Annotated in this window: 10 protein-coding genes; 5 read left to right on the top strand and 5 right to left on the bottom strand. The window is 70.7% G+C overall.

What is annotated here, in order from left to right:
• Nucleotides 1-112 precede the first annotated feature (112 nt).
• From OG568_RS36050 to ybaK, 4 genes are all read left to right on the top strand, one after another.
• Nucleotides 113-1690: an oxidoreductase gene (locus OG568_RS36050; protein ID WP_329534565.1), complete on the top strand. Its 1578-nt coding sequence runs from the start codon at nucleotides 113-115 to the stop codon at nucleotides 1688-1690.
• A gap of 171 nt (nucleotides 1691-1861) precedes the next feature.
• Nucleotides 1862-2881 carry a hypothetical protein gene (locus OG568_RS36045; RefSeq protein WP_329369252.1) on the top strand — a complete coding sequence of 340 codons (1020 nt, stop codon included), beginning with the start codon at nucleotides 1862-1864 and terminating at the stop codon, nucleotides 2879-2881.
• Between the two features lie 11 nt (nucleotides 2882-2892).
• Nucleotides 2893-3633 (top strand): LON peptidase substrate-binding domain-containing protein, encoded by a 741-nt coding sequence (locus OG568_RS36040; protein WP_329534564.1) that lies wholly within the window; start codon nucleotides 2893-2895, stop codon nucleotides 3631-3633.
• A gap of 13 nt (nucleotides 3634-3646) precedes the next feature.
• Nucleotides 3647-4147 (top strand): Cys-tRNA(Pro) deacylase, encoded by a 501-nt coding sequence (ybaK, locus tag OG568_RS36035; protein WP_266414925.1) that lies wholly within the window; start codon nucleotides 3647-3649, stop codon nucleotides 4145-4147.
• A 504-nt stretch (nucleotides 4148-4651) separates the two neighbouring features.
• Here the strand turns inward: ybaK and OG568_RS36030 are convergent.
• The 4 genes from OG568_RS36030 to OG568_RS36015 all read right to left on the bottom strand — a co-directional run bounded on the left by OG568_RS36030 (nucleotide 4652) and on the right by OG568_RS36015 (nucleotide 8749).
• A complete protein-coding gene (locus OG568_RS36030; RefSeq protein WP_329534563.1) occupies nucleotides 4652-5311 on the bottom strand; it encodes an AAA family ATPase in 660 nt (219 codons plus the stop codon).
• Nucleotides 5312-5345: 34 nt separating this feature from the next.
• Nucleotides 5346-6167, bottom strand: a complete 822-nt coding sequence (locus OG568_RS36025) for an ABC transporter permease (RefSeq protein WP_266414920.1) — start codon at nucleotides 6165-6167, stop codon at nucleotides 5346-5348.
• A gap of 133 nt (nucleotides 6168-6300) precedes the next feature.
• Nucleotides 6301-7323 carry an ABC transporter ATP-binding protein gene (locus OG568_RS36020; protein WP_329534562.1) on the bottom strand — a complete coding sequence of 341 codons (1023 nt, stop codon included), beginning with the start codon at nucleotides 7321-7323 and terminating at the stop codon, nucleotides 6301-6303.
• A gap of 208 nt (nucleotides 7324-7531) precedes the next feature.
• The gene (locus tag OG568_RS36015) at nucleotides 7532-8749 is read right to left on the bottom strand and encodes an NYN domain-containing protein (RefSeq protein WP_266582026.1); all 1218 of its coding nucleotides are present in this window, start codon (nucleotides 8747-8749) and stop codon (nucleotides 7532-7534) included.
• A 228-nt stretch (nucleotides 8750-8977) separates the two neighbouring features.
• On the opposite strand from OG568_RS36015, the gene OG568_RS36010 reads away from it, so the two are divergent.
• A complete protein-coding gene (locus OG568_RS36010; RefSeq protein ID WP_329369241.1) occupies nucleotides 8978-9154 on the top strand; it encodes a hypothetical protein in 177 nt (58 codons plus the stop codon).
• 90 nt (nucleotides 9155-9244) lie between these two features.
• Here OG568_RS36010 and dnaE read toward each other — a convergent pair whose 3' ends face one another.
• Nucleotides 9245-12784, bottom strand: a complete 3540-nt coding sequence (gene dnaE / locus OG568_RS36005; RefSeq protein ID WP_266414911.1) for a DNA polymerase III subunit alpha — start codon at nucleotides 12782-12784, stop codon at nucleotides 9245-9247.
• Between the last annotated feature and the right edge of the window lie 33 nt (nucleotides 12785-12817).

Genomic DNA, 12817 nt, shown 5'->3' with positions numbered 1-12817 from the left:
CGTCCCAGGCTCCCCCCGCAGATCTCCGTCACCAATAGCGTTCGGTCCGTCACACAGCGGGCATGAACGGTTGTACTAAACCCGCGAGTAGTTGGGGAGGAAGGGAAGAACCGTGACCGAGGGGGCCGGCCCGCGCGCCGGGGACCTGCCGGACGAGCTGACCGCGGCCGAGGCCGGGATGTGGCAGGCCTTCCGCAACGGCAGCGTGTACGACCTGCGCAGCGGGGACATGACCGTGGACGATCCGCACGGCGGCCATCCCTGGGGGCCCGAGCGCAGTGTCCGGGCCCGGATCGTGGCGTGGCTGCTGCTCGACGGGCCGCCGGCCCTCCAGGGGCGGGTCGCCTCCCTGAAGCTGACCGGCGTGCGGATCACCGACGTCCTCGACCTCGCGGGCGGCACGGTGGTGCCGTACGTCGAGCTGAAGGGCTGCCGGTTCGAGAAGGAGATCCTGCTGCCGGAGGCGCGCTTCACGACCGCACGCCTGGTCAACTGCTCGGTGCCGCGCCTGGAGGCGGCCCGGGTGCACACCGAGGGCGATCTGCACCTGCCGCGCTGCCGCTTCCACAACGGCGTACGGCTGACCGACGCGCACATCGGCACGGATCTGCTGCTCAACCAGGCCGTGGTCTACCGGGACCGGCGCGGCCGCTCGCTCACCGGGGACGGCATGACCGTGGGACAGGACCTTCAGGCCGAGATGCTGGAGTCGCACGGCGAGCTGAGTCTGCGCGGCGCCACCGTCGGCGTCTCGCTCAGCCTGCGCGGCAGCAGGCTGAACAACCCGTACTCACGGCTCGCCCTGAACGCCCCCCAGCTGACCGTCAACCGCACGCTGTACATGACCCCCGCGGGCCTCGGCAATCCCCTGCTGACCAGTGGCACCACCCCGGCGCGCGGGACGCTGGTGCAGCGCTTCGAGTGCCGGGGCGGCATCCGCCTCGACGACGGGCGGTTCGGGGACGCCCTCGACTTCGAGCGGGCCCTTTTCACCTTCGACGACGACCAGGAGCTGTCCCTGCTGCGGGTGCAGACGCCCGAGCTGCGCTTCCTCGGGGAGCGCCCCGAGCGGGGCAAGGTCGTCCTGTCGGGCGCGCGGATCGTCAATCTCGTCGACCGGGCGGACAGCTGGCCGGGCCCTGGCAACCTCCACATGGGCGGATTCAGCTACGAGAACCTCGTACCGCAGGGCGGGTTCCCGCTGATCCGGCGGCTGGAGTGGGTGGCGGCGGCGACCGCCGAGTACAGCCCGGAGCCGTACGAGCGACTGGCCACCGTGCTGCGCGACTCCGGTGAGGACGAGGACGCGCGCGAGGTGCTGCTCGCCAAGCAGCGCCGCCGCCGCGAGACCCTGCCGCTCGCGGCCAAGCTGTGGGGGTACGCGCAGGACTGGACGGTCGCCTACGGGTACCGGCCCGGCCGGGCGGCCCTGTGGATGGCGGTGCTGTGGGCGGCGTCCTCGATCGCCTTCTCGCACGCGACCCACACCCCGACGGGCGGCGGGCGTCCGCCGTGGAACGCCGCGCTGTTCGCCCTCGACCTGCTGCTGCCGGTGATCGACCTCGGCCAGGTGGACACCTGGCAGCTGCGCGGCGGCTGGCAGTGGCTGGCCGCGGTGGTGATCCTCCTCGGCTGGATCCTGGCGACGACGGTGGCGGCGGGGGCGACGCGGCTGCTGCGCCGCAGCTGAGAGGCCCTTGGGGCAGCATCCGGCCGTGTTGTTGACAGGCCTTCAATAGTAGAACAACAGTCACTTTTTACTCACCCTTGACTGTTCGGCGCACAACCAAACGAGGGTTACGAAAGTGTCACCGCACGCCTCTGGTACAGCTCCGACCTGCGGTTTTCAATGGTCGATACCATGGCACTGCTGCGCGCGTTCATCCGTACGGCCCGGATGGTCAAGAACACTTCGCGCCTCGCCGCCGGACTGCCCGCCGACGACGAGGTACTGCTGGACGCCCCGGACGAGCGGCTCGCCCCCGCCCTCGTCGCGGCGGCCCGCGGCGAGTACGACATCGCGGCCAAACTGCTCGCCGCCACCCGCGAGGCCGCCGAGTGGGAGAACCGCGACCGCTACGCGATGCGCCTCGCCGCCTTCGCCCGCACCCGCGACGAGTGGCTCCAGACCTGGCAGAGCGAGTCCCCGCACGACCCGGACGCGCTCCTGGTCAAGGCCGAGCTCGCGGTGCGCCGCTGGTGGGAGTCGCCCGCCCGCGCCGAGCTGCTGCGCGAGGCCGGCCCGCTGATCGGCGCCGCCGCCGAGGGCGACCCGCGCGACCCGGTGCCCTGGCGGATCGCGCTCGACCACGCCCGGGGCACCAACGCCGGGCACACCGAGTTCGAGAAGCTGTGGACCGAGGCCGTACGCCGCTCCCCGCACCACTATGGTTGCCATGTGGCCGCACTGAAGTACCTGTCGGCCGCCTGGTACGGCTCGCACCGCGAGTGCTTCGACTTCGCCGAACGGGCCGCCCAGGACGCGCTGCCCGGCTCACTCGTACAGGCGTTGCCGGTGCGCGCGGCCTTCGCCTATCTGACCGAGGGCGGCCGGGCCGTCGTACCGCGTGAACGGCTCGACGCGGCGGCCGACCTCGCGATCGCGGTCTCGGCGGCGTACGCGCCCGCCGACCCGTGGCCCGCGGAGGTGCGCAATCTCCTCACCTACGTCCTGATCAGGCTGGAGCGCTGGCAGGACGCCCTGGACCAGCTCCGTCTGATCGGCCCGTACGCGACCTCGTTCCCCTGGGACCGGGTCTCCGACGACCCACTGAGCCAGTTCCTGGAACTGCGCGACGGAGTCCGCCTGGAGGTCGCCTCGAACACCCCCCTCCATCCACGGAGTGAGCACGGCGGACGTGCCCGCTCCGGCGACCATTAGGCTTGCGCGTCGTGACCACCGTCCGGCTCCCGCTCTTCCCCCTGAACTCGGTTCTGTTCCCGGGGCTCGTGCTTCCACTGAACATCTTCGAGGAGCGCTATCGCGCCATGATGCGCGAACTGCTGAAGACCCCCGAGGACGAATCGCGCCGATTCGCCGTCGTCGCCATCCGCGACGGCCACGAGGTCGCGCTCTCCGCACCCGGCATGCCGGACCAGACGGCGTTGCCGCAGCGCGGGCCCACGGCCGGGTTCGGCAACGACCCGCTGAAGGCCTTCCACGAGGTGGGCTGCGTCGCGGACGCGGCCACCGTCCGGGAGCGCGCCGACGGCAGCTTCGAGGTCCTCGCCACCGGCACCACGCGGGTACGACTCCTGTCGGTGGACGCCTCCGGGCCCTTCCTGACGGCCGAGCTGGAGGAGCTGCCGGAGGAACCCGGCGAGGAGGCGGGCGCGCTCGCCGAGGGCGTCCTGCGGGCCTTCCGGCAGTACCAGAAGCGGCTGGCGGGCGCCCGCGAACGCTCACTGTCCACCGGCGCGGACCTGCCGGACGACCCGGCGGTGGTCTCCTACCTCGTGGCGGCCGCCGTGATGCTCGACATCCCGGCCAAGCAGCAGCTGCTCCAGGCCCCCGACACGGCCACCCGCCTCCACGAAGAGCTGAAACTCCTGCGCGCCGAGACCGCCATCATCCGTAACCTGCCGTCGTTGCCCGCGGCGGAACTGACGCGCAACCCGACAAGTCTCAACTGAAGGCATCGACACCTTGGCGAAGAAGTCGAAGAAGCAGCAGCCGGGGGGCACGCCCGCGACGGTGGCCCTGACCGCGGCGGGCGTCGCGTACACGGTCCACGCCTACGAGCACGACCCCGCGCACCCCTCCTACGGCGAGGAGGCCGCCGAGGCGATGGGCGTCTCGCCCGACCGCGTCTTCAAGACCCTGGTCGCGGACGTGGACGGCTCCCTGGTGGTCGCCGTGGTCCCCGTCGCGGGCTCCCTGGACCTCAAGGCCCTGGCCACGGCGGTGGGCGGCAAGCGCGCCGCCATGGCCGACCCGGCGGCCGCCGAGCGCACCACGGGCTACGTCCGCGGCGGCATTTCCCCTCTGGGCCAGCGCAAGAAACTCCGCACGGTCCTGGACGCCTCGGCCCACCACCACGCCACGATCTGCGTCTCGGCCGGCCGCCGGGGCCTGGAGGTGGAGCTCGCCCCCGACGACTTGGCGAAACTCACGGAAGCGGTTGCCGCGCCGGTCGCCCGTGCGTGACCCCTCGACGGATGCGTCATCCTGCGTTAAGCACGAGAGGCATGTCGAAGCGAACCCGCAAACGCAAGTGGCGCACGAAGAAGGGCCGCTCGAACCACGGCCACCGACCTCCATGACCTGGGCGCCCGGCCCCCCGAAGTCGTCCGACCGACGGCCGGCGGGGGCTGAGCGCGCAGTTCCCCGCGCCCCCAGGGCGGGGCTCCGCCCCGCATCCTCCAGCCCGTCCGACGCTTGAGAACAAGGCCCCTCAGGCCGATACCCCACCCACCCCACAGACCCGCACCCCCAGCCCGTCCGACGCTTGAGGACGAGGCCCTTCAGGCCGATACCCCACCCACCCCACAGACCCGCGCCCCCAGCCCGTCCGGCGTTTGAGGACGAGGCCGTTCAGGCCGGTGCGGGGGTCTGGGGGCGGCAGCCCCCAGTGGGGTCGAAGGGGCGGAGCCCCTGGGGATGGGACGGGTAGGGGCGGCGGGGGCGAGAGAAGCCGGCCGTGTCCCCCGTTCAGACCGCCGGAGGCGCCGGTGGGGCCCCGTACGGGCTCGCATAGGGATCCGGATCCCGGGGACCGAACAACGCGGTCAGACCGAGGTGAACCACCAGCCCCGCCAGGGACCACGCCAGCAACGCCCCCTTCGCCCCGAGCTTCAACGGCGCGGAGAAGGTCACCCCCTTGCCCACCTGCTTGGCATGGGCGACCACGTTCTGCGTCGGCCCGAGCCAGATCCCGATCCGCCACGCGAGCAGCGACCCGAGCACACCCCCCACGGCCAGCGCCACGACGAGCGGCACACCCCCACGCCGCCGCACCAGAAACACCACCACCGCGCTGACCGCACCGAACGCCAACGCGAGCAGCGTGAACGTTCCGTCGACCCCGACGGCCTGCTCACCCTCGGTGTCCTTCAGATACACCGCGCTGTCGTCCGCGACCAGCGGCACATGCGGCGCCAGCCACCACCACAGCACCCCGAGCAGTACTCCCGCGAGCGCCACCGCCACCGTGACGACGGCGGCCTCCTTCACTTCGGTCTTCATCCCGGGCCCGTCCTGTTCGTACTCGACGGTCCCCGCGACGCCCCCGGCGGGCGGAGCCTGCCAGGCATGGGCGTCGTCGGAGGGAGGTTGATGCGGCGGCGGAGGCGGAGTCAGCGGTGCGGTCACCCTGCCATCGTGCCAGGCCCGGCTGTCAGCCGCGTCACCGGACGGCCGCCCGGCGGTACGCCCAGGTCGCCACCGCCAGCGAGGCCACCCCGACGCCCGCGCAGACGCCGAGGTCACCGAGGACGAAGGCCCAGTCGGGGTGCTCCCCGAAGCTCCGCGCGAAGGCCTCGACGCCGTAGGTGGAGGGCAGCAGATCACGGCCGTACTGCACCACCGTAGGCAGCCGGTCCGCCGGCAGCACCCCGAGCAGCAGTGCCGCCGACATCCCCAACTGTCCGAGCAGCGTGGCGAGTTCGGGTCGAGGCGCAAGCAGTCCGAGTGCCGCCCCGAGCCCGGCGAGCGCGGCGCCGGCGAGCGGGATCACCGCGACGAGCACCCACAGATGCGCCATCGGCAGTCCGAAGAGGACACAGCCGACGAGGGCGGTGACCACGGTCCCGGGCACGGTGAAGGACGCGTACGCGCCGGCCACGCCCAGCACGACGGCGGCCGGCGGCACGGGCAGGGTCGCGTAGTGGTCGAGCCCGCCGCCGGCCCGCAGCTGTCCGAAGTACTGCGCCAGCAGGTTCAGCCCGACGAAGGCGACGACCAGGACCGACGCCCCGGCCACGATGGAGCGGGCCTCGCCCCCGCCGTCGACCACGCCACGCATCATGACCATGATGCCGACGGACTGGACCGTGGCCACGAACAGCAGCGGAATCCGCGCCACGCGCGCGCGGGAGAGCTGGGCCCGGTACATGGCGGCGAGGGAGGGCCACAGCCGCGCCCGCGGCCCGAGTTCGGCGGCGTCGCCGGCGCCCTCGGTCACGGACAGCGCACTGCCCGACAGCACCTCAGCGGGTACGACACTCACGTCGAGCTGCTCCTCTTCACTCCGGCAGCCGTCCTGTCCCTGTTTCCGACGCCGATTCCCACGCCGTCTCCCACACCCACGACGCCCCTCCCCGCCCGTACGGACTCACCTACGGATTCCGGACCCCGCGCGCTCATGCCTTCACCAACCCCTGCGCGTTGCCGCCGAGCGCGAGGTACACGTCCTCCAGGCTCGGCGTGGCCAGCGTGAAGTCGTCGAGCGCGGCGAACGCGGCGCCACCGGTGACCGTGGCGACGGCCGCGCGGGCCTCCTCCGGGGCGAGCCGCAGGGTCCAGCGGCGTCCCGACTCGACGGCCCGGGCGCGCAGCGCGGCGACCTCGGGCACGTCCAGCGGCGCGTTCTCGCGCCAGACGAGTTCGACCCTCACCTCGCCCGCGACCCGCTCCTTCAGACCGGCCGGTGTGTCGCAGGCGATGACGCGGCCCCGGTCGAGGACGGCGACCCGGTCGAGGACGGTCTCCGCCTCGATGACGTTGTGGGTGACCAGCAGCACCGTGGCGCCGTGTTCGGCCCGGCGCCGGTCGACGGCGCTCCACACGGCCCGCCGGGCCACGGGGTCCATGCCGGTGGTCGGCTCGTCGAGGACGAGCAGCGGCCGCCGCCCGACCAGCGCGGTGGCGAAGCAGGCCAGCCGCCGCTGGCCGCCGGACAGCTTCTTCAGGGGGCGGGAGGCGATCGGGGTGAGCCCCAGCTCGTCGAGTACGGCGTCCCGCTCGGCCCGCGCCTCGCGCAGTTCGAGCCCGCGCAGCCGCCCGGTCGTCTCCGCGGCCAGCGACACGGTCAGCTCGTCGAGGGCGGTGGACTCCTGTCCGAGGTACGCGAGGATCCGCGCCGCCCGCTCGGGGTGGCGCACGATGTCGTGCCCGAGGATCTCGACACTGCCGCTGTCGGGTCGCATGAGCCCGGTCAGCTGGCGTACGAGGGTCGACTTCCCGGCACCGTTCGGCCCGAGCAGCCCGAAGATCTCACCGCGCCGGATGTCCAGCCGTACCCCGTCGGTGGCCCGCACCTCGGGCGTACCGGGGCTGCCACGGCGTCCGCGGACGGCCGGGTAGGTCTTGGTCAGCGCGCGCGCCGAGCACACGACATCGCCCCTGTGCCCGTTCCGGACTGCCTGTGCCGTGCGCGTACTCACGAAGGACGAGCCTACGGGGTCCGATGCCCCGTTATGCGCCCGGGGCCGTCACCCGGGCCCACTCACAAGCCGCTCATGAGCGTATCTCGCGCCCCGCCCGGCCAGGGGCGCGGGGCTGTGACCTCGTGCGGCTCCGCCGCGTGGGTGCGACAAGCCCCCACCCACCCGCGCCCGAGAGACACACCCGGGATTCAACCGCTCCCCCGGTTCACTCCCCGGCAGGGGCGTGCTCCGCCGCCGTGCGCACATCGATCTCCCGCCAGAACCCCGCCCTGATCGCATACCGGTCGTGCTCGTCGATCTGGTCGTCCTTGTGGGCGAGCAGCCCGAAGCGCGCGGCGTAACGCAGCAGCTCGCCGTCCACGCGGTGCGGCACCCGCGGATACATCGTGGACAGCTTCTGCAGATGGCCCGGGTCGGTGAGCCGCCCCATCCAGCGGCGCGCGAAGACCTGCCCGACCTCGTACGGATCGCCGCCGACCGTGGTGATGTCCTCCTCGCGGTCGGCCCACCGCTGCTCGGCGGAGGTGAGCTGGGCGAGCGTGGGCAGCGCGGCGGCCTCCGCGGACTCGGTGGCGCCCCCGGGCCGCTCGATCCACCCCTTGTCGGACGACCACCGCAGCGTCGCGCTCGCGGGCTGCTGGGGGGCCTGTACGCCCGGTGTGCGCAGTGCGGCCAGGTCCTTCGGCGTGGGTACGCCCTTGGGGGTGGGAACCCGCTCCTCGGCCCCGTTCTGCGACTCGGCCACGGGGCTGTGCTCCGCGGACTCGGGGGGTCGCTCGGCCGCGCCGGCGAGCGACGAGTCGGGCAGCGGCGCGGAGAGGATCGCGGCGATCTCGGGGCGCGGCACGGGCTGCGGCGCGCAGATCCCGCCGAGATCCTTGGCCCGTACGGCCTTGGTGATCCACGCCCGGTCCAGCACCCGGCGCTCGTCGGCCTCGGCGACCAGGTCCTCGGACTGGTTGTAGTCGCCGTCCGCGGCCTGCACGGCCCACAGGTGTACGGCGACGCCGTGTTCCTTGGCGGCCATCATGCCCGGCAGCAGGTCCCCGTCGCCGGTCACCAGGACCACGTCGGAGCAGGCGCGGTTGCGGGCCAGCTCGGTCAGCTCGGCGTGCATGGCGGCGTCGACGCCCTTCTGCGCCCACCGCCCGTCGCTACGGGTCAGCGCGCCCAGGCGCACCGTGACCCGTGGCATCACGCGCAGCCTGCGGTGCTCCGGTTGCGGTACGCGGTCGGGGGCGCCGTCGAACCAGTAGATGCGCAGCAGGGGCCGCTCCGTGTCGGACTCGGCGCGCTCGCGCAAGCCCTGGATGAGGGCGGCGTGGTCGACGGTGATCCGGGATCGCGAGGGCTCCCCGGCGAGGAGACTGGCGGCAGCCCCGAGCAGATACCCGGCGTCCACCAGGACGATGCAGCGGTCCACGCGGTCCACCCTCTTTCCGGTTCCGGGAGGTTTGCTTCGGGCTTGCTTCGAGTCTGCCCGACGGCGCGGAGGTTAACGGCCCGAACTCGATCTTCGGCGTGGCGAATCGGGGGATAACGCTCCGACAGGGCTTATCACACACGGTAATTCTCCGAAATGCACTGCTTGTCAGGCTATGTGAATCTGGATCCGGCCCTGACCCCTAGGGCCCCACAGGAGGCAATCAGCATGGCCAAGAACAAGAACCGCAAGCAGGGCGGCCAGCAGGACCGCTCCTCGCAGGCCGAGCGTGCGCAGGAGCAGGCGCAGCGGTCCTCGACGGAGGCCCACACGCCGATATCGCAGGTCCAGGGCAGTCCCGCGGACGTCGCCCGCAAGCACCAGAAGCGCTTCGGCCACAACTGAGGCCACGCGTAAGGGCCGTTGAAGCCCAGGCATACACCGAGGGGCGCATCCGACAACGGATGCGCCCCTCGCGTAGATCATCTGATCGTGTCAGCCCGCCAGGCAGGACGGGCCCAGCAGCACCTTCAAGTCACCGAAGAGCGCCGGATCCGGCTTCACCCGGTGCCGGTCGAGCCGCAGCACCGTGGTCTTGCGCGGGCCCTGGAGCCTGATGCGGACCTCGCTCTCGCCCTTGTGGTGGCTGAGGATCTCGCCGAGGCGGCTCACCATCGGCGGGGTGACCTTCAGCGCCGGGATGGTGAGGATCACGGGCGCGTTGGTGCCCGCGTTCGACAGGTCGGGGACCTGGAGCTCCATCGCGACCAGCCGCGGCACGTCCTCACGCTTGTCGAGGCGTCCCTTGACGAAGACGACGGCGTCCTCGACGAGTTGGGTCGACACCAGTTGGTACGTCGCCGGGAAGAACATGCACTCGATGGAACCGGCCAGGTCCTCCACCGTGGCGATCGCCCAGGCGTTGCCCTGCTTGGTCATCTTGCGCTGCAGGCCCGAGATGATGCCGCCGATGGTGACGACCGCGCCGTCCGCGTGCTCACCTCCGGTGAGCTGGGAGATACCCGCGTCGGCCTTGTCGGAGAGGACGTGTTCCAGGCCGAAGAGCGGGTGGTCGGAGACGTACAGACCGAGCATCTCCCGCTCCTGGGCGAGCAGATAGGCCTTGTCCCACTCGTCGGTCGTGAACTCGACGTCGAGTCCGAAGCCGGGCTCGCTGGTCTCCTCCTCGCCCATCCCGCCGAAGAGGTCGAACTGGCCCTCGGCCTCCTTGCGCTTGACCTGCACCACGTTGTCGATCATCGGCTCGAACTGCGCGGTGAGGCCCTTGCGGGTGTGCCCCATCGTGTCGAAGGCGCCCGCCTTGATCAGCGATTCCGTGGTGCGCTTGTTGCAGGCGACGGCCTCGACCTTGTCGAGGTAGTCCGGGAAGGAGGCGTACTTCCCCTTGGCCTTGCGGCTCTTGATGATCGACTCGACGACGTTCGTACCGACGTTACGGACGGCGGAGAGGCCGAAGAGGATCACGTCGTCGCCCTGCGCGGCGAAGTTCTGCTCCGACTCGTTGACGTTGGGCGGGAGCACCTTGATGCCCATGCGCCGGCACTCGTTCAGATAGATCGCGGACTTGTCCTTGTCGTCCTTGACCGAGGTGAGCAGGCCCGCCATGTACTCGGCCGGGTAGTTCGCCTTCAGGTAGGCGGTCCAGTACGAGACCAGGCCGTACGCGGCCGAGTGGGCCTTGTTGAAGGCGTAGCCGGCGAAGGGCACCAGGACGTCCCACAGGGCCTGGATGGCCTCGTCGCTGTAGCCGTTCTTCTGGGCGCCGGCCTGGAAGATGGTGAAGTTCTTCGCCAGCTCGTCGGGCTTCTTCTTGCCCATCACGCGGCGGAGGATGTCGGCCTCGCCGAGCGAGTACCCGGCGATGATCTGGGCGGCCTTCTGCACCTGCTCCTGGTAGACGATCAGGCCGTAGGTGACGGCCAGGACCTCCTGGAGGGGCTCCTCCAGCTCCTTGTGGATCGGCGTGATCTCCTGCAGGCCGTTCTTACGCAGCGCGTAGTTCGTGTGCGAGTCCATGCCCATCGGGCCGGGACGGTAGAGCGCCGAGACGGCGGAGATGTCTTCGAAGTTGTCGGGCTTCATCAGGCGCAGCAGCGAGCGCATGGGGCCGCCGTCGAACTGGAAGACGCCGAGGGTCTCACCGCGCTGGAGGAGTTCGAAGGTCGTCGGATCGTCGAGCGGGAGGGCCAGCAGGTCGAGGTCGACGCCCTTGTTGGACTTCACCATCTTGACGGCGTCGTCCATGATCGTCAGGTTGCGCAGGCCGAGGAAGTCCATCTTCAGCAGGCCGAGCGACTCGCACTGCGGGTAGTCCCACTGCGTGATGGTCACGCCGTCCGTGTGCCGTACCCAGACCGGCGCGTGGTCGACGATGGGCTCGCTGGACATGATGACGCCGGCGGCGTGCACGCCCATCTGCCGGACCAGGCCCTCGACGCCCTTGGCGGTGTCGATGACCTTCTTCACGTCCGGCTCGTTCTCGTACATCGCCCGGATCTCGCCGGCCTCGCTGTAGCGCGGGTGCGAGGAGTCGGTGATGCCGCTGAGGTCGATGCCCTTGCCGAGGACGTCGGCGGGCATCGCCTTGGTGAGGCGGTCGCCCATGGCGTACGGGTAGCCCAGGACACGCGCGGAGTCCTTGATGGCGTTCTTCGCCTTGATCTTTCCGTAGGTGCCGATCATGGCGACCTTGTCGGCGCCGTACTTCTCGGTCACGTACCTGATCACTTCGACGCGCCTGCGCTCGTCGAAGTCGATGTCGACGTCGGGCATGGAGACGCGCTCGGGGTTCAGGAACCGCTCGAAGATCAGACCGTGCGGGATCGGGTCGAGGTCGGTGATGCCCATGGCGTACGCGACGATCGAACCGGCCGCCGAGCCACGGCCCGGGCCCACCGCGATGCCCTGCTTCTTGGCCCACATGATGAAGTCGGCGACGACGAGGAAGTACCCCGGGAACCCCATCTGGATGATGACGTCCATCTCGTACTCGACCTGCTTCTGGCGGTCCTCGGGGACGCCGCCGGGGAAGCGGCGCTCCATGCCGAGCCGGACTTCCTCCTTGAACCAGGTGACCTCGGTGAAGCCGTCCGGGATGTCGAACTTCGGCATGAGGTTCTTCGCCTCGAACATGCCGGAGGTGTCGATCTGCTCGGCCACCAGGAGGGTGTTGGCGCAGCCCTGCTGCCAGGCATCCGAGGAGTCGACGGCGTACATCTCGTCCGTGGACTTCAGGTAGTAGCCGGTGCCGTCGAAGCGGAAGCGGTCCGGGTCGGAGAGGTTCTTGCCGGTCTGGATGCACAGCAGGGCGTCGTGGGCGGTCGCCTCGTGCGCGTACGTGTAGTGCGAGTCGTTCGTCACCAGGGGCGGGATGCCGAGCTTCTTGCCGATGTCCAGGAGTCCGTCGCGCACCCGGCGCTCGATCTCGATGCCGTGGTCCATCAGCTCCAGGAAGTAGCGGTCCTTGCCGAAGATGTCCTGGTACTCGGAGGCCGCCTTCAGGGCCTCGTCGTACTGGCCCAGGCGCAGGCGGGTCTGGAGCTCGCCGGAGGGGCAGCCCGTGGAGGCGATGAGCCCCTCGGACCACTGGGAGATGGTCTCCTTGTCCATGCGGGGCCACTTCTGCAGCCAGCCCTCGGCGTACGCGTCCGAGGAGAGCCGGAAGAGGTTGTGCAGGCCCGTCCGGTTGGCCGCCCAGATCGTCTTGTGGGTGTAACCACCCGAACCGGACACGTCGTCGCGCTTCTGGTGGGGCTGACCCCACTGGATCTTGCGCTTGTTGCGCCGGGACTCGGGGGCGACGTACGCCTCGATGCCGATGATCGGCGTGACGCCCGCCTTCTTCGCCGTGTGGAAGAAGTCGTACGCCCCGTGAAGGTTGCCATGGTCACTCATGGCGATGTGCGTCATGCCCATCTCATTGCAGGCATTGAACATGTCCTTGAGCCGCGCGGCACCGTCCAGCAGCGAGTACTGGGTGTGGACGTGCAGGTGCGTGAACGGCGGCTTTGACACGGCTTCGGCCTCCAAGAAGAACAATTGCCGACA

Origin of the sequence: Streptomyces sp. NBC_01450, assembly GCF_036227505.1 — a bacterium.
In the GTDB taxonomy this organism is placed as follows: Bacteria; Actinomycetota; Actinomycetes; order Streptomycetales; family Streptomycetaceae; genus Streptomyces.
The sequence above is the reverse complement of the archived record's forward strand: the minus strand, read 5'-3'. Positions and strand labels throughout refer to the sequence as shown.